This is a genomic window from Tenacibaculum aquimarinum, assembly GCF_022478115.1.
GTDB lineage: Bacteria > Bacteroidota > Bacteroidia > Flavobacteriales > Flavobacteriaceae > Polaribacter > Polaribacter aquimarinum_A.
Map to the genome: position 1 here is coordinate 34668 of NZ_JAKGSC010000008.1, position 24164 is coordinate 58831.

The window sequence follows — 24164 nt, forward strand, 5'->3', positions numbered from 1 at the left end:
TAAAATATGTTAAATTGGTTACCAAAAGGTAAAAAAGCGGCAATTTGTTTTACTATAGATGACATTCATCCAGGTAAAAGTTCTGACTTTTATGAAGCAGGAGGAGATTTAGATAAAGGAAGTCTAGGTTATGTACAAAGACTTATGGATAAACATCCTAAGTTAAAAACAACTTTATTTACAACTGCAGATTGGAGAGAAATATCTCCTGTACCTACAAGGAAGCTTGCGGCAAAGATACCTTTCTTGAAAGATAAAATGTATTTAGCTAAGGTTCTTAAAAAAGGAACAATGGCATTAGATAAACATCCTGAGTTTATTAAGTTTTTAAATAATGAAACACGTTTTGAAATTGGTCTTCATGGATTACATCATATTCATAAAGGAGAAAAACTTCCACAGGAGTTTCAGAATCAAACAGAAGAAGAGTTTGATATCATTTTAAAGAAAATGCTTAAAATATTTGATGATTCTGGAATAAAATATGTTAAAGGAATTTGCCCACCAAGTTGGCATGCTCCAGATAAATTACAAAATCAATTAATAAAAAATGACATTAAATTTGTAGCTTCTGCAAGAGATATTTTTACACCAATATCCGAAGATGCTAAAACAAATATGAGCGGATTAAAAGATTTGCCTTTAATATATCCTACACAAATTAAAAATAATAAGTTAATACATTTCCCCTCAAACTTTCAGGCAACATCTAAGCCAGAGCGTGCTTTTGAAATTATTGAAAATAGGGGACTATTAGCAATAAAAGCACATATTATTAAGAATGCTAATGGTATGATTGCTTTAGATGGAGTTGATCAGTTATATATGAATTACCTAGACGTTTTATTAACTGAAATTGAAGGAAAATATGGTGATGATATTTGGTGGACAACAATGGGAGAAATGAGTGAGTTTATTTCAAAAAATAATTAAATTATGAATAATGTAATTATTAATCCGAAAGGATATGAAGAAGATTATTTAAAATACTTAAACCAGTGTTTTAATAATTGGGGAGACATAAAGGACTATCAATGGGTGTTTAATAGAACAATAGGAGATAAAAAATCTGATATTATAATTATTAAAGATGAAGAAGGAGAAGTAATTGCAGGTTCTGGTGTAACATATAGGCAAATTAAAAATGAAAATGGAGATGTTTTCTATATAGGTACAATGACTGGTTCATGGACTTTACCTAAAGCCAGAGGTAAAGGGTGCTTTACACAAATAATTAATTTGTCAAAAGATTTGTGTAAAAAAAATAATGTTCCATTTCTTACAGCTTATGTAATGGAAACTAACCCTAGTTATAGAAGATTAAAAAGTGAAGGATCTGCTTTAATAAATTCATTTACACTCTTTTCTCCAGAAGTTTCTTATACTACTACACAAGTTAAAACAGAATTAGTTGTTAATGTGAATAAAGAAGTATTGGAAGAAATTTTCATATTAAAACAAAAAACAGCTAATAAAAGTCATTATAATTATAGTTTTGAAGAATTTTATAATCAGTATTATATAAAGAATAAGACTGTAGAGGTGTTAAAATTAAATAATAACTTTGCAATTATTGAAGAAGCTTATAATGTTATAAAAGTTAACTACTTAACATCTTGTGCTGAAGATGTTGGTTATAATGATAATATTAAGTCTTTAACAAATTGGACTCTAAAAGAAAGAGGTAAAAAACTAATGATGTTTACTACCGAAGAGTTAACAAAAGAAAAATTATTGGAATTAAACTTTGAGTTTTTACCCGGCTATTTTACCGTTTTAAATTCTAATGAACTTAAAGTAGCTCCTGTCTTTAATAAATTATCCATAGAAATGGGTGATAAAATGTAACTAAAAAGCGTATTAGATGTACTTAAAAATAATCAAACCAATATTTGATTTCTTATTTTCTTTTTTTGTGTTATTATTAATTTCACCAATATTAATAATAGTTACACTTTTATTGTTTTTTGCGAATAGTGGTAAGCCATTTTTTTTCCAAACAAGACCTGGTAAAAATGAAAAACTGTTTAAGATTATTAAGTTTAAAACAATGAACGATAAAATGGATATAGAAGGAAAACTTTTACCAGATGATAAGAGATTAACTAAAGTTGGCCAGTTTGTAAGAAAAACTTCTATAGATGAGTTGCCTCAATTTATTAATATATTAAAAGGAGATATGAGTGTTGTGGGACCAAGACCTTTATTACCAGAATATCTTAATTTATATAATGAAAATCAAAAAAGAAGACATAATGTAAGACCTGGTGTAACTGGTTTAACTCAAGTTAGTGGTAGAAATGCTAATACCTGGGAAGAAAAATTTAATTACGACATAAAATATGTAGATAATATAAGTTTCATTAATGATTTAAAAATTATTTTGAAAACCTTTAAAAAAGTAATTATATCTGAAGGTATTTCAGCTGAAGGAAGTCAAACATCTGAAAAGTTTAAAGGAACTGCTTAAAATTTTATTTTATTATGATGTATTTATTTGGAGCAAGTGGTCATGGAAAGGTTGTTAAAGAGGTTTTAGACAGTAAAAATGTGAAAGTTGATGCATTTATTGATGATAAACCATTAAAAAAGGAGCAATTAGGCGTAAGTGTTGTTTCATCTTCCCAAATTGGTAGTATAATAAATGATCAAGTAATAATATCAATAGGAAATAATTTAATTAGAAAGGATTTAAGTAAAAAAATAACTGCTAATTTTTCTATTGCTAAGCATAAAGAAGCAACAGTTTCTAAAACTGTAGAAATAAAGGGAGGAACAGTTATTATGGCTGGAGCTGTAATCAATGCAGAAACTAAAATTGGTAAGCATTGTATTATTAATTCTAATGCAGTTGTAGAACATGATTGTATTTTAGGAGATTATGTTCATATTTCTCCAAATGCTACTATAACTGGAAATACAATTATAGGAGAAGGAACTCATGTTGGAACTGGAGCAACTGTTATACCGAATATTGTAATTGGAAAATGGGTTACAATTGGTGCAGGAGCTGTAATTATAAAAGATATTCCAGATTATGCAGTAGTTGTTGGTAACCCAGGTAAAATAATAAAATATAAAAAAGAAAATGAATAATAAAATTTGGCTTTCTTCGCCACATATGGGCGGAACCGAACAAAAATATGTGCAAGAAGCATTTGATACTAATTGGGTGGCACCATTAGGTCCAAATGTAAATGGGTTTGAATTAGATTTAGAAAATTATGTAAAGGAAAACTCTAAAGTAGCTTGCTTAGCTTCTGGTACATCAGCATTACATTTAGCTTTAATTTTGGCAAATGTGCAATTAAATGACGAGGTAATCTGTCAAAGTATGACATTTTCTGCTTCAGCAAATCCTATAACATATCAAGGAGCTAAACCTGTATTTGTAGATAGTGAGAGAGAAACTTGGAATATGTGTCCTATATATTTAGAAAATGCTATTAAAGCAGGGATTTCTAAAAATAAAAAACCAAAAGCAATTATTATTGTTCATTTATATGGAATGCCAGCTAAAATGGATGAAATTTCAACAATAGCTAAAAAATATGAGATTGCTTTAATTGAAGATGCAGCAGAAGCCTTAGGTTCTACTTATAAAGGGCAAAAATGTGGGACTTTTGGAGATTTTGGAATCTTATCTTTCAATGGAAATAAAATTATTACTACTTCTGGTGGTGGTGCTTTAGTGTGTAAAACTGAAGAATCTAAACAAAAGGCAATTTTTTTAGCAACTCAAGCAAGAGATAATGCTCCTCATTATCAACATTCAGAAATTGGTTATAATTACAGAATGAGTAATATTGTTGCTGGTATTGGTAGAGGTCAAATGGAAGTTCTGGATAAACATATTGGTCTTCGTAGAAGTATGAATCATTTTTATAGAGATTTATTTAAAGATGTTAATGGGGTTGATGTGTTTGTTGAACCAACTCAAGATTATTTTTCAAACCATTGGTTAAGTTGTATAACTATTGATAAGCAAAAAACTGGATTTACTAGGGAAAAACTTAGACTAAAGTTATTAGAAGATAATATTGAATCTAGACCATTATGGAAGCCAATGCATTTACAACCAGTTTTTAAGGAATGCGAATATTTTGGTAGTAAAGTTTCAGAAACTCTTTTTGAAAATGGTTTATGCTTACCATCTGGTTCAAACTTAACAATTGAAGATAGAAAAAGAATTACAAAATCAATTAAACAATTTATTGAGTAAAAATAGTTGAAACCTTTTAAATATTTTAATATAATTGAAAATAGTACTTCGTTATTTTTGGTTAAAATATTAGACTTGATATTAACTATTTGGTTAATACCATATTTAATATTTAAAGTTGGATTGGAAAATTATGGGCTGTATGCTTTTTCTTTATCTATAGTTTTAATATTGATAAATATTTTAAATTATGGGTTTGATTATACTGCTGTTAGAGAAATTTCAAATGGAAATAAAACCATAGAGATAATTAATAAGGTTTTTAATGAGACACTAAGTGTTAAACTATTTTTGTTTAGTGTTCTACTAATTATTTCTGTAGTTTGTATTTTTATTATTCCTAGTTTGTACAATAATAAACTTTTATACGGCTACACATTATTTATACTTTTATCTCATGTTTTTTCTTTAAGATGGTTTTTTTTAAGCATTGAAAAAATGAAGTTTTTATTTATAATAAGAGCAAATAAAACTTTCATTTATGTAGCATTAATTTACTTTTTTATTAATAACAAAGTTGACTATGTGTTAATTCCTTTATTAGAAGGTTTAGCAATGTTAATAATATTTATAATTACTTTTTTCTTAGTAATAAATGAATATAAGTTAAGTGTGAAAATTTTACCCTTAAAGATTATAAAAAAATATTTAGTTGAAAACTTTAATTCATTTATAAATTTAGTTATTCCAACAATGTTTAATAATACAGTGGTTTTTTTAACGGGTGTTCTAGGAGTCCCAACACAAGTTAGTGTTGTTAGTATTGGTGTTAAACTTGTTAGTGCTTTTAGTACTGTAAATTCTATTTTAACTAAAGTGTTTTTTCCTATAAGTAATAGAACCCAAAAAACTAATTTATCTTTTGTATTCTTAATTGGTTTTGGGTTTTTTCTAAGCACTTTAATGTATACTAGTTCTGAGTTTATAATAGAACTTTGGCTAAAAAATAAAAGTGAAAATTATATATTAGATATAATTAAAATTAGTGAGATTTTAAGTTTAATTCCGCTTTTAATATCTATTGTTTCTAGTTTTGGAGTAAATGGGCTATTAGTATTATTTAAAGATAAAGTTTTTAGAATAATAACCAAAATATCTTTTTTTGTTTTAATTATTTTAACTTTTATTTTGATTCCAAAACATGGGGTAATTGGAGCTGCAATATCATTATTGTTAAGTAGATTTATTCACGCTTTATTATCTTATATTTATTATAATAAATCAATTATAAATGAAGCATAATTTTATTAGGTTAATTTATAGTCTATTAATAATTATAACATTATTATTTAGTACTCTTAATTTTGGAATAAGAGAAAATGGTTACGTGACCATTATTTTTTTTGGAATAGGTTTGTTAAGCTTATCAGCAGCTTTTTTTTCTTCAAATAAAAGATATTCATTAAATAAAGTTTTTTGGATATTTAATTATATCTTTTTCTTTTTAGCACCAGTCTATCAGTTTAAAAATAATATAGTTTTTCATTTCAAAGGATTTATAGAAGATGAAACTTATATTGTAGGAGGAATACTTATCCTAATAGCTTTAATTCTGTATTTTTTTTCATATAATTTATTTTTCAATAAAATTAAAAATAATGAAAGTTTTGAACTTGAAAAATATTACAAATTTACCCCGTTAATTATTGCTTCTTTTTTTTCTAGCTTAATCTTTTTATATTTAATTAAATTCGATTTATCTGTATTGGTTTATAGGCAGTTAGGTGTGGATTTTAAGCCTAAGGTTTTATATGGTAATTTAGGATATGCAGTTATTTCCATTATAAGATATGTGCCGTTTTTTAGTTTGTTATTATATATATTATCGGATAAAATTAAAAAGCAACAATTTTTAATTCTGTTATTCCTAACTTTATTTCTCACATTTCCAACGTCACTTTCTAGAGGGATAGTCGCTGGTATGTATTTACCGCTATTACTGTTTTTATTTCCTGTCTTTAAAAATAAAATAAATTTTATTTTGTTGTTTTTAGTTTCAGTATTGTTGTTTTTTCCTTTGGCAAATAGTTTTAGGAATATTAAAAATCAAGGATTTAGTTTTAATTATGAACTCTTTTCTTCTCAACAGTTTGATGCTTTTCAAAATTTTATTTTATTAGTTAAAGAGAACATAATTACAAATGGTTCTCAATTAGTAGATTCTTTTTTGTTTTTTAACGGAAAAGGAGTTTGTTCTGGTCAGATTTTAGGAGAAAGAATAGGATATAACTTTTACAACGTTGCAATGCCTTACATTGGTGAAGGCTTTATAAATTTCGGGTATTTTGGTATTGTTTTTTTTATAATATTTTTAGCGTTGTTTAATGCTTTTCTTGATAAAAAACAGCATTATTTGAACTTATCATTCAAGTCAATTTATTTAGTTCTAATAGGTTTTCAGTTTTATATATTGAGAGGCGATTTATCTAGTTCTATAAAAAAAATGACAGGTTTTATTTTTGCTCTCTTAATTGTAGTTTTTACTTCATATATTTTTAAAAAGTTAAATAAAAAAGCCTGATTAAATAATAATCAGGCTTTAAAACAGTTTTAAAAAAGAATTACTTCAATCTTGTCAAACTTAAGTCATTGTTATATTTCAAGATAAATAAACCTTCATTATTTGTAACACCAAATAAGCGTTTTTTATAATCAAACTTACTGACTAGTCTATAAGAGGTACCTTGGTTTAGTGTTTCTTTTAAATCATTATCAGAACTAGCTAAACGGGCTAAAACATCATAAGTAATGTCAAACCCTTTCGTTGCGTAATTAGACGGTAGAGAGTTATTTAGTTTTCGGTATTTAGAGTTAAAAATTTTAGTTGCAAAGTTACTTTCGTCTATAAACTCATTAGTTACGTAACTAAAATTAATTTTCGCTAATTTAAAGTTATCAATCCTGTTAAATGCTTTGTTCTTTTCAATAGCAAAAACCTGAGTTGTAACTTCTTCTGGTAAAGAAATCATACTATTCAATGCGTCTGCAACAGCAACATCATTATCAGAAATTACTATAACCCAAGTATGCGTTTTTGGCTTCATTAAATCTGTAAACTTTTCTTTTTTAATGTAACCATCTTTGGGTTTTAAAATAGAGATTGCTTTAATTGAATCGTTCTTTTTTAGTTTAGTTACTATTTTAAGAATATTAGAGTTTGAGGTAGCTTTACCGTCTCCAACAACAATAATATTTTCATTAGTATAACTTTCAGATAAGTAGGTTGTTAATGTTTCTAAATAAATACTTTTGTCTGGAGCGGTTTTTATCAATTTTGAAGACGAAAATGTTTTTTGGTCTTTAGAAAAATGTGGGAATACAACGGGTGAATTAACTTTACTAGCTAATTTTTTAGCTTCATCTGAATAAAATGGGCCAATTATTACATCTGCATTTTTTAATTGATTATTTGAAGCTATTGAGTTAATTTTAGAATTCCTGTTTTCCGTATCAAATACTTGAACATTAACCTTTACACCTTGTTTTTTAATCGAATCAATAGCAATTTCTGCTCCCATGTAAAAATCTGTAACAATATTTGCTAAAGTGTTTTTACTAAATATATCTTTGGAGTTAGTGTCTTTATATTCATTAGCCTTAAAAGGTAATAAAAGTGCTATGTTAACTTCTGTATTAGAATTTATATTATCTTCAAAAACATCATTAGCTAGAGCATCTTCTTCAGTTAAAATTGGTTTAATTTTTATAATCTGATTAATTTTTAAACCTTCTTTTTCTACTGAAGGGTTTAGCGTAAATAATTCTTCTTTAGATATATTATAAAAACGCGTTAAACCGTAAACAGTTTCTTTAGCTTTTACTTTATGAATAACAAAGCTTTTTTTCAGTTCTTCTAATTCTGGATCTATAGTGTTAGTATCTTCAGAAGTAACATCAATTGGAGTTTTTATTTCATCAATCTTTGTTTCTTCAACCTTAATATTTTCTGCTATCTGGGTGTTATTATTCTTTGAATTTGGAATAATAATTACAGTATTTGCATCTGGTTTTCTACCAACGTCAGGATTTAAGCGTAATAAATCTTTAGTTTTAAGATTGTAGTTTTTGGCAATACTACGCATAGTTTCACCATCTTTTACTTTGTATTCGATGTACTTTTTTTGCTGACCACATGATACAGCAAAGGTCATAATACATAGTAAAATCAAAAATTTTAATCTTTTCATCTTTAAATTTATTTTATATTTTTTTCAAAAAGAAATAATAGTTTTATTCCCATTCTATAGTTGCAGGTGGTTTAGAACTTATGTCATAAACTACTCTGTTAACACCTTTTACTTTATTAATTATATTATTAGATGTTTTTTGTAAAAACTCATACGGTAAATTTACCCAGTCTGCCGTCATACCATCAGTACTTTCAACAGCTCTAAGAGCAACTACTTTTTCATAAGTACGTTCGTCTCCCATAACACCTACAGAATTTACAGGTAATAAAATTGCTCCTGCTTGCCAAACCTTGTTGTACAAACCACTTTCTTTTAACCCGTTTATAAAAATAGCATCTACTTCTTGCAAAATACGAACTTTTTCTGACGTTATATCTCCTAAAATTCTAATTGCTAAACCTGGTCCTGGAAATGGGTGGCGACCTAATAATTCTGCGTCAATTCCCATAGATTTTCCTACACGACGAACTTCATCTTTAAAAATCATTCTTAATGGTTCAACAATTTTCAATTTCATGAAATCGGGTAAACCACCAACATTATGATGACTTTTAATAGTTGCTGAAGGACCTCCATTTACAGAAACCGATTCAATAACATCAGGATAAATTGTTCCTTGTGCTAACCATTTTGCGTCTTCAATTTGATTTGCTTCATCATCAAAAACATCAATAAATACTTTACCAATTGCTTTTCTTTTTGCTTCTGGATCACTTAATCCTGCAAGTTCATTCAAAAAACGTGCCGAAGCATCTACACCTTTTACGTTTAAGCCCATACCTTCGTATTGCTTTAATACGTCTGTATATTCGTTTTTACGTAACAAACCGTTGTTTACAAAAATACAATGTAAATTACTTCCAATTGCTTTGTGTAAAAGTACTGCAGCTACTGTAGAATCTACTCCTCCAGATAAACCTAAAACCACTTTATCGTTACCAACCTTAGCTTTTAAACCCGCAACTGTTTCATCTACAAAAGAATCTGGTGTCCAAGTTTGTGCTACTCCTGCTATAGTAACTAAAAAATTTTGTAATAATTGTTTACCGTCGGTAGAATGATACACTTCTGGATGAAATTGAATTGCATATGTCTTTTCTCCGTCAATTTTATAAGCAGCATTTTCTACATCGTTTGTGCTTGCTAAAAGTTTTCCGTTTGTAGGTAATTCTTTTATGGTGTCTGAATGACTCATCCAAACTTGACTTCCCTTAGAAATGTTTGCTAAAAACTCTTCTCCTTCTTTAACGTAAGATAAATTTGCTCTTCCGTATTCTCTTGTGTTAGAAGGAGCAACCAATCCACCAGAAAAATGTGCTAAATATTGAGCGCCATAACAAACAGCTAACAATGGTTTTTTGCCTCTGATTTCTGATAAATCTGGATGTGGAGCTTCTTCAGAACGAACTGAAGATGGGCTTCCTGATAGAATTACAGCTTTAAAATCGTTTAAGTTTTGTGGTATTTTATTGTAAGGGTGAATTTCACAATAGATGTTTAATTCTCTTACGCGGCGTGCAATTAGTTGTGTGTATTGCGAGCCAAAATCTAATATAAGTACGTTGTGTTGTTGCATGCGCAAAAATAATACTTAGATATTAGATTTACGATATATGATTAACGATTTTTTAAAGTTTTTTAAAATCGATAGGTGATTGCATTTATATTCATACCAGCACCAACAGAAGCTAGTAAAATAACATCACCTTTTTTAACTTCTTGGTTTTCTATATTTCCTTTTAAAACCATGTCTAATAATGTTGGTACTGTTGCAACCGAACTATTACCTAGTTTATGAATGCTCATTGGCATAACACCTTCTGGTACAGGTTTTTTATATAATCTAAAAAAGCGTTTTATAATGGCTTCATCCATTTTTTCGTTTGCTTGATGAATAAAAATCTTCTTTACTTCATCTATAGAAACGCCACTTTTATCTAAAGCAATTTTCATTGCTTTGGGAACATTTGTTAATGCGAATTCGTAAATTTTACGACCATGCATTTTAATATATCTAACATCTTTGTCTTTATTTTCATTGAAAGATTTTCCGAAGAATAAATAATAAGCTTCATCTTTTGCAAACGTTTGTGATGCGTGGCTTAAAATTCCGCTTTCAGAATTTTCATCTGTAGCTTCAACGATACAAGCACCAGCTCCGTCACTATAAATCATAGAATCTCTATCATGTAAATCAACAACTCTAGAAAGTGTTTCTGCTCCAATAACTAAACATTTTTTAGCAATACCTGCTTTTATAAATGCTTGTGCTTGTATTATACCTTCAACCCAACCTGGGCAACCAAATAGAATGTCATAAGCAACACAATTAGGATTGTTTATGCGAAGTAAATGTTTAACACGTGTAGCTAAACTTGGTAAAATATCACTCTGTATAGTGTCTTTTTTAACGTCTCCAAAGTTATGCGCTAAAATAATGTAGTCTAAATCTTCTGGGTTTATTTGAGCATCTTCAATGGCTTTTTCAGCAGCAAAATATGCTAAATCAGACGCTGTAAAATTATTTTCAGCATAACGTCTTTCTTCAATACCTGTTATTGTTTTAAACTTGTCAATTATTACAGTGTTTTCAGCATTAAAACTAGAACCATCTGCGTTTAGAAATTCACTCTTTGCAAACTTTACATTCTCTTTTTTTATTGTTGGTATGTAGGCTCCTGTACCTGTTATTTTTGCTGAAATCATTTATTACTTATTTACAACATGCAATTTAGAAAATGATAAGATTATAGATTTACTATGCATGCATAATAATGGGAAGTTCAAATGAAAATTATTTAGTACTTAATATTAAAAAGTAAATGAATCTAATTTTTATATAGATTCATCTTAAGCTTCATTACCATTGAAATAGAAGTCGCTCTTTCTTTCATTTTAGAAGTGTTTAAACCGATAAAATCAGTGTCAATTGTTTCAAATAAATACGACATCCAAATGGTAAAGTGCTTTTCCTTAAACGCAATAAAAGAATTTACATCTAAATGCTTTTTTAATACATTATTAGAATATGTTATAGTATCAAAAAGAATATCATTCCAGAAATCTGTAATAATATCTATATGTTTTTCGAGGTTTTTGTTTTGTACAAAATTTTCAAAAAAAGGAAGCATTTCCCCATCATTTAATAGTTTTTCATAAAACTTAGAAATAATATGTTTAATGTCTTCCCTAGAAGTAATGTCTTTTTTCATTTATAGGTATGAGCTGTCAAAAGAGAAGGGTAGAAGTGAGAGTAACGATTCTGTTTTTACAATTTGACCAATTTCTCCCATAAAAATAATTTCTATAGGTTCTTTTTGATTGATTTCATATTCAGACAAAGTTTGTCTACATGCTCCGCAAGGTCCAACAGGTTTATTTACTAAGTTCTCAGTAGATGCTGCTGTTATGACTATTTTTTTAACTTTCATATTTGGGAAATCAGAACCGGCTTTCCAGATTGCAACTCTTTCCGCGCACATTCCAGAAGGATACGCAGCACTTTCTTGATTGTTTCCTGAAATTATTTTTCCATTATCTAATAATAAGGCTGCGCCAACTTTAAATTTTGAATAAGGAGCGTAGGCTTTTTTTCTAGCTTCAATTGCATTGTTCATTAAGTTTTGCTCTTCTGATGAAAGTTCCGAAACTGAATCAAAAATAGTTGCAGAAGTTTGTATGTCAATTTTCTTCATAAAAGTATTTTAGTCAAAAAAAGCAGTCAATTTATCGACTGCTTTTAATTTATGGATACTAATTTAGTATTATTTTTTAATAATCGTCATAAATTTCACCAAAATCAAATGCTAAAGAGAAACGTAAAGTATTTTCTAAAGGATTATTAATGTCTGATGCATTTATTAAGTAGGATAAGTCTACCGTAAAAGCTCTGGCTTCAAAACCTGCTCCTAAGGTAAAGAATTGTCTGTTTCCGTTTTCTTCACTTTCATTAAAGTAACCTGCTCTAAGTGCAAAAGCGTTATTGTACATATATTCTGCACCTAATGCCCAAGTTGGTGTAGGGTTTTCAAAAGAACTAAACATACCTTCAAACCAACCTTTGTCTGAGTTTGAATCTTCAGGAACTAATAATTTAGTAAATTCTAAATTTAAACCAAGAGTGTTGTAATCATCAAAAATAAAATCGAAACCACCACCTAACTTTAAGTTTGTAGGAATAAAGTTTTCGTCTCCTGGAGTATAAGCAACTTTAGGACCAATGTTTGCAATGTTAAAACCTAATCTATAACGTCCATTAAATGTTCCGTAGTTTTCTTCAGTAGAGCGGTAGTAACCAGAAATATCTACTGCAAAAGTGTTTATTGCTTCAAAATCATCATCAATATCATAGTTAGAGTTTATGTATTTTAAACCAACTCCCATAGAGAAGCCTTCGCTTAACTTTAAAGAATAATATCCTGAAATAGCAAGTTCACTAGGTTTTTTAAATCCGTTTGGTAAACCATCGTTTGTAGTTAAGTTAATTTCACCTAAAGAAAAATATTTTAAATCTACTCCCCAAGCTTGGTTTTCGCTGAATCTATTTACTACAGATATGTTTCCAACAAAAATATCATCTGTTAAATTACGTAACCAAGGTACGTAGTTTGCCCCAATACTTAATTGATTTTCATTAAATGCAATTTTAGATGGGTTATGGAATAAAGAAAACGCATCAGAAGATGTAGCTACACCAATATCTCCCATACCACCAGCTCTTGCGTCGGCAGGAATTAATAAAAAAGGTGTTGCTGTTGTTGTTTGTGCTTTAGCGTTAAAGGCTAAACATAAAACAAAAAATAATAGTGTGAATTTTTTCATTATTTTAGTTGAAGTAATTTAATAAGTTTGACAAATATAAGGTTTTATTGAAGTATAACTAATTTTTCGTATTTTTCTGATACTAGATTACTTATGGTTGCTTTTACTTTTAGTTTATATACATAAACTCCTTTTCCAATTTTATTACCAAAATCATCTAAACCATTCCAAGTAATACTTCGCGATAAACCGCCTGTTGTTTGTACATTTTGATTTATAGTTTTTATTAATTTACCAGAAACTGTAAAAATCTGTACTTGTACTTCTAATGGTTCATTAGGTTTATTGTGATTAAACCAAAATTCGGTATAATTGACAAATGGGTTTGGATAGTTTAAGACATTTTCTAAAAGTAAACTAGTATCACTAACAACCACAAAGTTTAACGTTGCTTCTGAAGAATTATTGTAAGTGTCCCAAGCTTTTAATGTAATTGTATGTGGACCAACTGCTAAGTCTCTTAATTTATAGTTTACAACACCGTTTGTAAAGTCATTTAATTCAGTTTGATAAAAGTCGTTAAGAATAAAAGGATTTGCTTGGTCTCCATCTAAAATTGCAACAATATCATGATCTATAGCAGTAATAGAAGTGTTTATACCGCTAGGATCTGCTAATTTAGCAATAAAGTTTGGTGATGAATTTGTGTTTCCCCCATCAATAAAAGACTCATCATTCATAAAAAGTTGAATTTCTGGACCAACGGTATCTTCTGGAGCATCAGGATTTATTCCACCAACAACTACATCAAAATTTGCACCTGTTTTATCTATTTCTTGATTTTCAGCATAAAAAGATAATTTTCCTTTTCCGTAGGCAATTTTAACATCTCTAGGGACAATAAATTCGAACTGAAAAGTACCATTTTCTACAGTTGATTTACCTCTAAATAATTTACTTTCTTGAGAATCAAATGGCATTATAATACCAAAATTGTCATTGTCTAGAGTTTCCTTAATTACGGGTTTATCATAAACGGTAGCACTTACAGTACCATTAAAGTCTGTTAAAGTTATATCATTATTATCTGTTACAACACCTTCAAAAGTTACGCGAGATAGTGCTTTTAATGTGTCTAAAGATTGTGTTACATCTATACCATTCATTTTTGTGATTTTAATGTTTGGCTTAGGAACAGCAAGTTTCATTGCTGGATCTCCAATGTTGTAAATAAAGAATTTTTGACGACTACTTGTATTGTTTTTTGTTTTAAGTAATGCTTGTGAAATAGTTAATTCTTCCTGATTAAATGCTAATAAAACTTTAACTAATTCTTGGTTAAATGTTTGTCCAACGTTAATAAAAATTTCTCTAGTAGTTGTAATTAAACTTGCTACACCTCCACTTTTTTTCCAAAAAATACGTTCACCTGCTGTAAGCCTTAGTGGGTTATCGAATCTTGTAAAATCACATGTAACAGTTACAAATAGGGGCGAAAAATTATTGTTTAAAGCTTCAATTTCTGCAATGGTTAAAATTCTTTCAGCTGCAAGACCATCTTCACCACCGTGTCCAAAATAATTATAGACTAACGTTCCTCTTTCGAAAGAGTTTAAAAGATTAGTGTTTACATCAGGGTAACGCTCACCACCAGAGCTGTTTTGTTGTACAAATGCATCTGCATAAATTTTTGTTACATTTAAATCGGGTCTATTTACCTTAATAGAATCTGCAATTTCTTCCATTCCTTGTTCAATAGTTTCTTCACCTCTACTGTCAATATCATCTGCCATAAGGGTAATACTGTTTCTCCAGTCTCCTAGTTTATCAGTTTGGTAGTAACTTAAAATTTTATCAACAACATCTGTAGCTTGTTGTGTTGTATGCACAGGAATTCTAGATGTAGCAATATCTAAAGTGTGAAATGACTGCATATTACCTTCTGTGTCTTCTAACATGGCGAAGTAGTCGTCTGTTACAAAGGAAGTTGCGAGGTTAAACCCGTTTCCTTGGTCTCTATTTGCTAGATAAACGGGAACAATATTGGTGTTGTTTACGATTCGATCTTTATAGTCATAAGAGGCATCTCCAAAGAAGCATACAAATTGTAGTTTTTTATCTGGAGCTGTATTGTTGTCAAATAGATGTTTTAAAAAGTCTCTTATAGCAGTAATATCTGGTGATCCTGAGCCAAACTCGTTATATATTTCATCTAACAAAATTACTTTTGTAGTTAAATTAGAGTTTTCTTGATGATATGTTGTTAAGCGAGAAGCTTGATTCTCAAATTCTTTAGTTGTAATTACTATATAATTAATGTCTTGTAGGCTATGTAAGTTTTGATTTTCTATAACTGAATTCTCAAGAACTTCAGGAGTATAATAGTCATTTTCATTAAGAACTATATACTCATTTAAATTACCACCATTTGCTTTAAAATTGAAAGAGCTTCCCGTAGTTTGGTTTTGTATGTTTTTTGGGGTGATAAAATCTGTTACATCCCAAACCTGATATATAGATGCAGCGTTTTGTAGTTCAAATTCAACAATACCTGCGCTATTTTCTTGCTCAAAACTTCTAAAAGAAAATTGAAAGTCATCAGAAATTAATTCCTTTTTTCCAATAATTTCTATATAATCTAAATAACCATTTGCAGATGGATTTCCATTATTATTAAACTGTATATTTACATCAATTGTGTTTGCTGAGTTTATAAAGCTATTTGTTCTTTCAATTGCATATCCCTTTGTTAAGGAATTTGTGTTTACTTGTGGGTAATTAATGGTAAAGTTATTACTCCCATTTACTGAAGCAATAAAAGAACTCGGCGAATTAGAGACTGTTGCTCCTCGAAACCTAATTGTTAATTCTGAATTAGGAGTAGCATTTGGGAACGGAATTGTAAAATTTTGGTTGTCTTCGACACTAAAATCTTCTCCATACCAATCTTGACCAATAGCAAATATATTTACATCCTCTTTTTCGTAAAAGATAAAATCGTCAAAAGAAGTAATTTGTAAAGTGGAGTTTGTAGAAATTTCATTTGCATTTGTTATTCTTTTTCCAAGGCCATTATCAACAGTAATAAAATAATATGCTTTGTCAGAATATATATTTTGCCTGTGATTAGCGGTGTTGTCTGCGCTATTTATAATCCAATCGTGTGGGCCTTTGGCATAAAATAATATGTAATCATCAGTGTTAAAAGTACCATCATCTTCACCTGAAACAAAAATAGCATTCTCTTGTAGATCATTATATCTGAAGCCGCTGTTTAAATTAGGTAATAAACTACCACCATTACCAAATATTTTAATGTTTTTTGGGTTAATATTATTAGGGTTCATTCCAATTTTTTGCAGTAAGGTTCTATCAATTTTAAAAACTCCTGTGGTGTCAACAGCAAACTTATACCAAGTTCCATTAGATAAGTTTGAGTCAGAAACTTGAGAAAAGCAAGTAAAAGAGAATAATGCGAAAAAAAGAAATAGTAGTTTTTTCATATTTTTAGTTTAAATAACGCATTTTTATATGAGTTATTTTAGCTTTTGCAAGAATAAATATAATAAAGCAGAAAAACAATCGTTAAAGTTAAGGTTGTTGTAATTATAAAATAAATAAATTTCTTGTTTGCAATAAGAATTATTGTAAATTGCGAAACTCAAAATTAAGATTTTTTAGATTAAAAAGATACATGAAAAACGTATTAAAATTATTTAGTTTACTAGTAGTTATTAGTTTTATTACTAGTTGTAGAAGTAGTAGGGATTCAAATAAATCTTCTTTAACAGGTTGGAATTTTAATGACCCAAGTTATGGAGGTTATTTAAAAGGAAAGCATAAAGAAGGTAATAAAGTGCCTGGAGGAATGGTTCATATTGAAGGTGGTACTTTTACTATGGGTATGGTTCAAGACGATGTTATGTTCGATTGGAATACAACACCAAGGCAAATGCATGTAAGGTCTTTTTATTTAGACGAAACAGAGGTTACTAACGCTGAGTATGGATTATTTGTTCAATATATAAAAGATATTTATCCACCAGAAGAAGATAACTTTAAACATATTTATAATTCAGTTTTACCAGATACTCTTGTTTGGAGACAAGGTTTAGGTAATACAGAATTACTTTCAGAAAGTTATTTTCGTCACCCAGCATATTCAGAATATCCAGTTGTTGGAGTTAGTTGGACGCAGGCCAACCAATATTGTAAATGGAGAACTAACGCTGTCAATTTAAAAGTATTAATGGATAAAGGTGTTATGAAAAACATTTTTAAAGAAGATCCAGACTCTATAAAGTTCAAAGGTAAAAATAGTTTTGATACTGATGCTTATTTAGCAGACCCATATGCTTTATTTGATGGAGATACAGCAAAAGTATATGATAGAGGTTTACCTGTAACAAGAAGAAGAGGAGAAGCAAGACCATCAAGAGATAAGTTTAGTGGTCGTCAAGTTTCTTCGTCAGACGGTATTTTAGCTCAGAAATTTAGGTTGCCAACAGAAGCAGAATGGGAGTTTGCAGCTAAAGCAACTTTTGAAAATAGAGAATACAATAATGTTCGTGGGCGTAAAAAATATGCTTGGGATGGTAAGTATACTAGAGATAAAAGTAGAAGATATAGAGGTGATCAATTAGCTAACTTTAAACAAGGTCAAGGTAATTATAGTGGTATTGCTGGTTGGAGTAGTGATGGATCTGATATTCCTATTAAAGTAAAATCTTATCCGCCAAATGCATTTGGTTTATATGATATGTCTGGTAATGTTGCAGAATGGGTTGCGGATGTTTATCGTCCAATTGTAGATTCTGAAGCAAATGATTTTAATTATTTTAGAGGTAATATTTTTACTAAAAAGATGATTGACGAAGAAGGTAAAGTTGTTATAGTTGGTGATGGAGAAGTAGAATATGATACTTTAGCAAACGGAAGAATTGTTCCTAAAAATTTACCTGGAAGCGTTAAGTTTATCCCAGTAACAAAGGACCAAACTTTTATGAGAAGAAACTATAAAAATGCAGATAACGTAAGTCTTAGAGATGGAGATAAAGGTTCTTCAAAGTTTTATGAACAAGACGAAGATCAGGTATCTGGAAACTCAAGAATGTATAACTCACCAGTAAGGCCACAGGCCGAAAGAGATTCTTTAGGAAATGTATCTCAAGATGATATTTATAAATACGACGCAAAAAGAAGAACAACTTTAATTAGTGATCAATCTCGTGTGTTTAAAGGTGGTTCTTGGGCAGATAGAGAGTATTGGTTAGATCCAGCACAGCGTAGGTATTATCCAGAATATATGGCAACAAACTATATTGGATTTAGATGTGCAACAGACAAAGTAGGTCCTATGACATTTAAAAAACGTAAAAAAAGAGCACCACAATACTAATAATATTGATTAAAAATATTACAAACCTCGTTGGATTTTTCAACGAGGTTTTTTTATCTTTCAAAAATGAAAATTGAAGAATTATACAAACTCTATAGTCAACATTATTTAGTTGATACAGATACTAGAAAAATAAGAGAAAATACTTTGTTTTTTGCTTTAAAGGGCGAGAATTTTAATGGTAACAAATTTGCAGAAGAAGCGCTAAAAAAAGGTGCTTTATTTAGTATTGTTGATGAAGTTGAATTTCAAACTTCAAAAAATATTATTTTAGTTGATAATGTTTTAAAAACACTACAAGAACTTGCAAATTATCACAGAAGACAATTAAGTATTCCTATACTAGCATTAACAGGGAGTAATGGAAAAACGACAACCAAAGAACTTATAAATGCTGTTCTAAGCCAGCAATATGAGACTTCAGCTACACTTGGTAACTTAAACAACCATATAGGAGTTCCTTTAACCTTACTTTCTATGGATAATAATACTGAAATAGGTATTGTAGAAATGGGAGCAAATCATCCTAAAGAAATTGAGTTTTTAAGTAAAATTGTTGAGCCAGATTTTGGTTACATAACTAATTTTGGAAAAGCACACTTAGAGGGTTTTGGGAGTTTAGAAGGAGTAATTGATGCTAAATCTGAATTGTATGATTTTTTAAACAAAAATAATAAAACGGTTTTTGTTAATTCAAAAGATGAAATTCAACTTAAAAAAACAAATAAGATGATTCGTATTTTGTTTGATGAAAGTATTGAGTTTTTAGAGGTGAATCCTTTTGTTAAATTATCATTTCATAAAGTAGATATTCAAAGTAATTTAATTGGTGCCTATAACTTTAATAATATAGCTGCAGCGATCACAATCGGTGAATACTTTAATATTTCTTTTGAAAAGATTAAAAGTGCTATAGAAAACTACGTTTCTAAAAATAATAGATCTCAAATTATAGAAAAATTTTCAAATAAAATTATTTTAGACGCTTATAATGCTAACCCAACAAGTATGAAAGCTGCGATAGAAAGTTTTAATATACTTAATGCTACTAAAAAAACAGTAATACTTGGAGATATGTTTGAACTTGGAAAAACGAGCTTAGAAGAGCACCAAAGTATTGCAGATTTAGTTGCTTCTTTTTACTTTAATAATGTGTTTTTAATAGGTGAAAATTTCTGTAAAACGGAAACAAATAGTCACCAATTTAAATCTTTTGAAGACTTAAAGGAGTATCTCTCTAAAAATAATATAGATAATAGCTCTATCCTTATAAAAGGTTCTCGTGGTATGGCTTTAGAAAGAATAGTAGCTTGTATTAGTTAATTAAGTTTTTGTGGTATTCTAATAAATTATCTATAGGCCTTTGTATTACATCACTAATTTTTAAATTATGTTTTTCTGCTACTTTTTCTAAAGTATCTCTAAAGTAATATGCAATAGAGCCTATGAAATAAATTGGTGTACTGTTATCTTTTTTAAATGGTAGAACTCTATATTTAAAAAACTCTTGATAACCTTTTTTAATAAGTTTTCTAATATATTTTTCATCTTTAAATTCGAACATGAATTTAGCAAAACTTGCCAAATACATATTTGGATTTGGTTGTCTATATATATTCAATTTTATTGTGTCTGCATCTAAAACAAACTGTTTTTCGAATTCTTTCCTTATTCGTTTAGGCATTTTTTTGTAATAATAATCACGAATTAATATTTTACCAAAATAATTTCCACTTGCTTCATCCATTAATATGTATCCAAGTGATGGAACCAACATTTGTGTTGTTTTTCCGTCAAAGTAACAGCTATTAGATCCAGTTCCTAAAATACAAACAATAGCAGGCTTGTTTCCAGAAGCTGCATATACAGCCGCTAACATGTCTTCTGCGATGTTTATTTCTGCATTTACAAATATTTTCTGCATAACATTACGCAAAATATTTATTGGTTTTGGAGTTCCGCAACCAGCTCCATAGAAATGAATTTGTGTAACCTTATCTTTAATGTCAATAAGTTGAAACATGTTAATAATTCTATTTTCTAACTCATCTTCAGCAACAACAGCAGGGTTTAAGCCTAGTGTTCGTACTCTAAATACTTCTTCTTTGTTTGTGTTTAAAGCAATCCAATCTGCTTTAGTAGAGCCGCCATCTGCAATTAAAATCATTTGTAGTTTATTATTTTATTCAAATATAACTGTTCAAAACTATTTATCCAATAGTATATCAAAACTCAAACGGTTTCGTTGTAAAATAATTATTTCAAGATGTATTTTAATATCGAGTTAAAGCCTTAATTTTACATAAATAATTTTAGATGTTTTTTTTTAAGAAAAAAGAGATACTGCTTATTGAGTTTTTCCCAAAAGGATTTGTTGATATTCATTCACATTTACTTCCCGGAATAGATGATGGTGCTAAAAATTTAGATGATTCAATTGAATTAATTTCTAAAATGTCTTCCTACGGAATAAGAAATTTTATTACCACACCACATGTTTTAGGTGATATTTACCCGAACTCTACTAATGTAATCTTACAAAAATTAGAAGAGGTTAAAGTAGAATTAAAAAAGAGAAATATGAATAGTATTTCTATAAGTGTTGCTGCAGAATATATGTTAGATAATGAGTTTTTTATGCGTTTAAAAAACAACGATATTTTAACTTTAAAGGGTAATTATATTTTAGTTGAAATGTCCTTTTTTAATGAGCCTTTTAATTTGTCCGATATACTTTTTGAAATTCAATTAAAAGGATATAGACCTGTACTGGCTCACCCTGAACGTTACGGGTTTTATCATAATAACTTTGAAGCTTTTTATAAGTTGAAAAAAGCAGGTGTTTTATTTCAGTTAAACTTACTATCCTTAACAGAGCATTATGGTAAAAGTGTACAGAAAACAGCAAATAAATTAATCAATGAAAATTTATATGATTTTGTTGGAACTGACACACATCATAAAAATCATTTAAAATTACTAGAAAAGATAGGAACTAAAAAGGTGAAAGAAAAAATCTTTCACCTTTTAGAAAATAACAAAAAAGTTTTTTTGTAGTTATTTTTTAGTTTCGTCTAAAGTCTCAAATTGTGAATTGTTAGAAATATATTCTGGAACAATTTCTTTTAAAGCGCTAACAGTTAACTCATCGTTATGCTCTTTGTTGATATTACAAAGATATTCTATTTTTTTTGTGATTACAGGTATATCCACGTTTTGTGTTTTTGCAATCATTATTTTCTCATGATAGGTTGTTGTGGTATTTTCGCCATTGGCTAAAAGTTCTTCATACAATTTTTCTCCTGGACGTAAACCTGTAATTTTAATATCTATATCATCAGGATATACTAATCCTGAAAGATGAATCATTCTTTTTGCAATGTTAAAAATCTTTACAGATTTCCCCATGTCAAATATGTAAATTTCTCCACCATCTCCCATTGTTCCTGCTTCTAATACAAGTCTACAGGCTTCTGGAATTGTCATGAAGTAACGAGTAATATCTTTATGGGTAACAGTTAATGGGCCACCGTTTTCAATTTGCTTCTTGAATAATGGAATAACAGAACCGTTTGATCCGAGTACATTTCCAAAACGAGTAGTTGTAAATTTAGTCTTAATACTTTGATTACTAAGACAGCTAATATACATTTCAGCAACTCTTTTAGTAGCTCCCATAACATTTGTAGGGTTTACTGCTTTGTCTGTTGAAACCATAACAAAACGATCTACACCATGTTTTACAGATAAGTCCGCTACCATTTTTGTCCCTCCAACATTTATTTTAACAGCTTCATAAGGGCTTCTCTCCATTAAGGGAACGTGTTTATATGCAGCAGCATGAAATACCTTTTGTGGTTTAAAATGAGCGAAAATTTCTTCCATTCTTTTTCCATCTCTAACATCCGCAACAATTGGTGTGAAGTTCTCAATATCTTTTTGAATTAACTCCTGCTGTAATTCATATAATGGAGATTCTGCTTGGTCTACAAGTATTAAGTGTTTATGATTGTATAAACATAATTGTCTTGAGATTTCTGATCCAATAGAACCAGCTGCACCAGTAACTAAAATCACTTTATCGTTTACTTCCCTTTGTAGTATAGGATTGTCAATAGAAATTGGTTTTCTATCTAATAGATCTTCAATTTTAACCTGTTTAATTTGATTTGCTTCAAAATCACCACCAATCCATTTAGATAAAGGTGGTACAATTTTAATCTCCAATCCTAATTTTAATAGACTATCTGTTATTTCTAGTATGCGTTCTGGTTTGATATTTTGTATCGAGATAACGACTTCATCAATTCTTTTTTTCTCAATAAACTCTTTGGTTATTTGATGTTGACCATAAACTAATACACGGTTTATTTTTTTACCAATTTTGTTTTTATCATCATCTATAAAACCAGCTACATCATAACTATTTTTAGTGTCTCTATTTAATGCTCCGTAAGTAATTAAACCTGAGTCGCCAGCTCCATAAATCAATACATTGGTTATAGAATCTAGTTCAATTGTAATTATTTCATAAAAGGTTTTAAATATAAACCTACTAAAAATTAGTAAAAATGTACTTACTAAATAGTGTATTGCAATTATTGTAAATGGTATAGTAAAAGTTGGTAAAAAATTAAACACTCTATTTATTGATACAATAATTAGGGTTGTAAAAGACATAATTGTAATTCCAACAAAAACATTAAAGGCATCTCTTGTACCTGTATGTCTTATAATTCCTTTGTATGAACCAACTAATAAAAAGCTAATAAGTGCAATAGTAGCTATTATTGGTAGTTGAAAAGATAATTTTTCTGTCTCAAAATTTAAACTAGCATTAAAGCGAATTATGTATGCTATAATAAATGAGATACAAACTAAAGTTATATCTATTAAAAGTACTAGCCACTTAGAGGCATACTTATCTAAAATTTTTAATAAAAACTGTCTAACCATTTAAAGTGATGTGATTGTATGTAAAAATACAATTAAATATTGAATAGTTGTTTTTAGTATTTGTTTTTTGAAAATGAGGTTGTTAGATCTTTTTCATTTGATTCTTCATCATTGTCATTTGCTCTTTTAACATGCCATGTTTGTCTAATTTCTTAGCTTCAGCCATTAAATTTGTAGCTTCTCTTTTTCTTCTTTTTGTCATTGCAATACCAGCTAATTGTAATTTAGCCATTGCTAAATCATGATCCATTGAAAGTCCTATTTTTACAGCTTTACGTAAAAACTTTTCAGCTTGTGTAATGTTAGTTTGCGATAACATTATACCGTGAAGGTAATTGTAATAACCTTCTTGTTTTTGAGTTAACGCAGTTGATGGGTTTTTAATATAACCCAACCATTTTTGTGCTCCTGGAAAATTTTGTTTACGTAACTGTAAGAATGCGAGTAAGATAAATTCATTTTTAAAATAAAATAACACGAAGATTCCTGCTAGTAATAATAATGAAATTCCATTCATTATATTTCCTTGTGTAAATTGATAAACTGCCCAACCTGCTATTAAGGCTGCAATAGCTAATTTTATATTTTTATGAAACATAGTCTTTTTTCTAATTTTTATTGAAAAGCAAATGTACTT

The 24164-nt window shown here is 29.0% G+C and carries 20 protein-coding genes; 10 read left to right on the forward strand and 10 right to left on the reverse strand.

What is annotated here, in order from left to right; genetic code table 11:
• Positions 1-6 precede the first annotated feature (6 nt).
• From L1S33_RS12235 to L1S33_RS12265, 7 genes are read left to right on the forward strand one after another with little or no spacing between them, the layout of a single operon-like run.
• Complete coding sequence (locus L1S33_RS12235; protein WP_240562544.1) at positions 7-933, forward strand: DUF2334 domain-containing protein; 927 nt, start codon at positions 7-9, stop codon at positions 931-933.
• Between the two features lie 3 nt (positions 934-936).
• A complete protein-coding gene (locus L1S33_RS12240; RefSeq protein ID WP_240562545.1) occupies positions 937-1848 on the forward strand; it encodes a GNAT family N-acetyltransferase in 912 nt (303 codons plus the stop codon).
• A gap of 16 nt (positions 1849-1864) precedes the next feature.
• Positions 1865-2470: a sugar transferase gene (locus L1S33_RS12245; RefSeq protein WP_240562546.1), complete on the forward strand. Its 606-nt coding sequence runs from the start codon at positions 1865-1867 to the stop codon at positions 2468-2470.
• A 14-nt stretch (positions 2471-2484) separates the two neighbouring features.
• Complete coding sequence (locus L1S33_RS12250) at positions 2485-3096, forward strand: acetyltransferase (RefSeq protein ID WP_317208784.1); 612 nt, start codon at positions 2485-2487, stop codon at positions 3094-3096.
• Positions 3089-4222 carry a DegT/DnrJ/EryC1/StrS family aminotransferase gene (locus L1S33_RS12255; protein ID WP_240562547.1) on the forward strand — a complete coding sequence of 378 codons (1134 nt, stop codon included), beginning with the start codon at positions 3089-3091 and terminating at the stop codon, positions 4220-4222. The genes L1S33_RS12250 and L1S33_RS12255 overlap by 8 nt, the downstream gene beginning before the upstream one ends.
• Positions 4223-4228: 6 nt before the next feature.
• Positions 4229-5464 carry an oligosaccharide flippase family protein gene (locus tag L1S33_RS12260; RefSeq protein WP_262914356.1) on the forward strand — a complete coding sequence of 412 codons (1236 nt, stop codon included), beginning with the start codon at positions 4229-4231 and terminating at the stop codon, positions 5462-5464.
• Positions 5454-6743 carry a hypothetical protein gene (locus L1S33_RS12265; RefSeq protein ID WP_240562549.1) on the forward strand — a complete coding sequence of 430 codons (1290 nt, stop codon included), beginning with the start codon at positions 5454-5456 and terminating at the stop codon, positions 6741-6743. Before L1S33_RS12260 ends, L1S33_RS12265 begins: the two co-directional genes overlap by 11 nt.
• Positions 6744-6783: 40 nt before the next feature.
• On the opposite strand, the gene L1S33_RS12270 is transcribed toward L1S33_RS12265, so the two are convergent.
• The 7 genes from L1S33_RS12270 to porU form a co-directional block, all read right to left on the reverse strand.
• Positions 6784-8409: a PBP1 and LysM peptidoglycan-binding domain-containing protein gene (locus L1S33_RS12270; protein WP_240562550.1), complete on the reverse strand. Its 1626-nt coding sequence runs from the start codon at positions 8407-8409 to the stop codon at positions 6784-6786.
• 43 nt (positions 8410-8452) lie between these two features.
• Positions 8453-9988, reverse strand: coding sequence for a glutamine-hydrolyzing GMP synthase (gene guaA, locus L1S33_RS12275; RefSeq protein ID WP_240562551.1), 1536 nt, complete (start codon positions 9986-9988; stop codon positions 8453-8455).
• 62 nt (positions 9989-10050) lie between these two features.
• Positions 10051-11118: a 3-oxoacyl-ACP synthase III family protein gene (locus L1S33_RS12280; protein ID WP_240562552.1), complete on the reverse strand. Its 1068-nt coding sequence runs from the start codon at positions 11116-11118 to the stop codon at positions 10051-10053.
• A 122-nt stretch (positions 11119-11240) separates the two neighbouring features.
• Positions 11241-11624 (reverse strand): group III truncated hemoglobin, encoded by a 384-nt coding sequence (locus L1S33_RS12285; protein WP_240562553.1) that lies wholly within the window; start codon positions 11622-11624, stop codon positions 11241-11243.
• Positions 11625-12107, reverse strand: a complete 483-nt coding sequence (gene cdd / locus L1S33_RS12290) for a cytidine deaminase (protein ID WP_240562554.1) — start codon at positions 12105-12107, stop codon at positions 11625-11627.
• 76 nt (positions 12108-12183) lie between these two features.
• Positions 12184-13233, reverse strand: a complete 1050-nt coding sequence (porV, locus tag L1S33_RS12295; protein WP_240562555.1) for a type IX secretion system outer membrane channel protein PorV — start codon at positions 13231-13233, stop codon at positions 12184-12186.
• A gap of 44 nt (positions 13234-13277) precedes the next feature.
• A complete protein-coding gene (gene porU / locus L1S33_RS12300; protein WP_240562556.1) occupies positions 13278-16676 on the reverse strand; it encodes a type IX secretion system sortase PorU in 3399 nt (1132 codons plus the stop codon).
• A 191-nt stretch (positions 16677-16867) separates the two neighbouring features.
• Between porU and gldJ the strand changes: the two genes are divergently transcribed.
• Together gldJ and L1S33_RS12310 are read left to right on the forward strand one after the other, a co-directional pair.
• Positions 16868-18571: a gliding motility lipoprotein GldJ gene (gene gldJ, locus L1S33_RS12305; RefSeq protein WP_240562557.1), complete on the forward strand. Its 1704-nt coding sequence runs from the start codon at positions 16868-16870 to the stop codon at positions 18569-18571.
• 66 nt (positions 18572-18637) lie between these two features.
• On the forward strand, positions 18638-19894 hold the full coding sequence (locus L1S33_RS12310; protein ID WP_240562558.1) for a UDP-N-acetylmuramoyl-tripeptide--D-alanyl-D-alanine ligase: 1257 nt from the start codon (positions 18638-18640) through the stop codon (positions 19892-19894).
• Here L1S33_RS12310 and L1S33_RS12315 read toward each other — a convergent pair.
• Positions 19887-20738, reverse strand: a complete 852-nt coding sequence (locus L1S33_RS12315) for an N-acetylglucosamine kinase (RefSeq protein ID WP_240562559.1) — start codon at positions 20736-20738, stop codon at positions 19887-19889. The genes L1S33_RS12310 and L1S33_RS12315 overlap by 8 nt on opposite strands.
• 149 nt (positions 20739-20887) lie before the next feature.
• Here L1S33_RS12315 and L1S33_RS12320 point away from each other — a divergent pair, with 149 nt between their 5' ends.
• Positions 20888-21628: a tyrosine-protein phosphatase gene (locus L1S33_RS12320; RefSeq protein ID WP_240562560.1), complete on the forward strand. Its 741-nt coding sequence runs from the start codon at positions 20888-20890 to the stop codon at positions 21626-21628.
• Here the strand turns inward: L1S33_RS12320 and L1S33_RS12325 are convergent, their stop codons facing one another.
• Both L1S33_RS12325 and L1S33_RS12330 read right to left on the reverse strand, forming a co-directional pair.
• Positions 21629-23527: a polysaccharide biosynthesis protein gene (locus tag L1S33_RS12325; RefSeq protein WP_240562561.1), complete on the reverse strand. Its 1899-nt coding sequence runs from the start codon at positions 23525-23527 to the stop codon at positions 21629-21631.
• An 82-nt stretch (positions 23528-23609) separates the two neighbouring features.
• Positions 23610-24125: a DUF2892 domain-containing protein gene (locus L1S33_RS12330; protein WP_240562562.1), complete on the reverse strand. Its 516-nt coding sequence runs from the start codon at positions 24123-24125 to the stop codon at positions 23610-23612.
• Positions 24126-24164: the final 39 nt, after the last annotated feature.

Bases quoted from the DNA above. Each gene is read 5' to 3' on its own strand.
- L1S33_RS12235 (WP_240562544.1), top strand. From the start codon at position 7: ATGTTAAATTGGTTACCAAAAGGTAAAAAAGCGGCAATTTGTTTTACT.
- L1S33_RS12240 (WP_240562545.1), top strand. From the start codon at position 937: ATGAATAATGTAATTATTAATCCGAAAGGATATGAAGAAGATTATTTA.
- L1S33_RS12245 (WP_240562546.1), top strand. From the start codon at position 1,865: ATGTACTTAAAAATAATCAAACCAATATTTGATTTCTTATTTTCTTTT.
- L1S33_RS12250 (WP_317208784.1), top strand. From the start codon at position 2,485: ATGATGTATTTATTTGGAGCAAGTGGTCATGGAAAGGTTGTTAAAGAG.
- L1S33_RS12255 (WP_240562547.1), top strand. From the start codon at position 3,089: ATGAATAATAAAATTTGGCTTTCTTCGCCACATATGGGCGGAACCGAA.
- L1S33_RS12265 (WP_240562549.1), top strand. From the start codon at position 5,454: ATGAAGCATAATTTTATTAGGTTAATTTATAGTCTATTAATAATTATA.
- L1S33_RS12270 (WP_240562550.1), bottom strand. From the start codon at position 8,409: ATGAAAAGATTAAAATTTTTGATTTTACTATGTATTATGACCTTTGCT.
- guaA (WP_240562551.1), bottom strand. From the start codon at position 9,988: ATGCAACAACACAACGTACTTATATTAGATTTTGGCTCGCAATACACA.
- L1S33_RS12280 (WP_240562552.1), bottom strand. From the start codon at position 11,118: ATGATTTCAGCAAAAATAACAGGTACAGGAGCCTACATACCAACAATA.
- L1S33_RS12285 (WP_240562553.1), bottom strand. From the start codon at position 11,624: ATGAAAAAAGACATTACTTCTAGGGAAGACATTAAACATATTATTTCT.
- cdd (WP_240562554.1), bottom strand. From the start codon at position 12,107: ATGAAGAAAATTGACATACAAACTTCTGCAACTATTTTTGATTCAGTT.
- porV (WP_240562555.1), bottom strand. From the start codon at position 13,233: ATGAAAAAATTCACACTATTATTTTTTGTTTTATGTTTAGCCTTTAAC.
- porU (WP_240562556.1), bottom strand. From the start codon at position 16,676: ATGAAAAAACTACTATTTCTTTTTTTCGCATTATTCTCTTTTACTTGC.
- gldJ (WP_240562557.1), top strand. From the start codon at position 16,868: ATGAAAAACGTATTAAAATTATTTAGTTTACTAGTAGTTATTAGTTTT.
- L1S33_RS12310 (WP_240562558.1), top strand. From the start codon at position 18,638: ATGAAAATTGAAGAATTATACAAACTCTATAGTCAACATTATTTAGTT.
- L1S33_RS12315 (WP_240562559.1), bottom strand. From the start codon at position 20,738: ATGATTTTAATTGCAGATGGCGGCTCTACTAAAGCAGATTGGATTGCT.
- L1S33_RS12320 (WP_240562560.1), top strand. From the start codon at position 20,888: ATGTTTTTTTTTAAGAAAAAAGAGATACTGCTTATTGAGTTTTTCCCA.
- L1S33_RS12325 (WP_240562561.1), bottom strand. From the start codon at position 23,527: ATGGTTAGACAGTTTTTATTAAAAATTTTAGATAAGTATGCCTCTAAG.
- L1S33_RS12330 (WP_240562562.1), bottom strand. From the start codon at position 24,125: ATGTTTCATAAAAATATAAAATTAGCTATTGCAGCCTTAATAGCAGGT.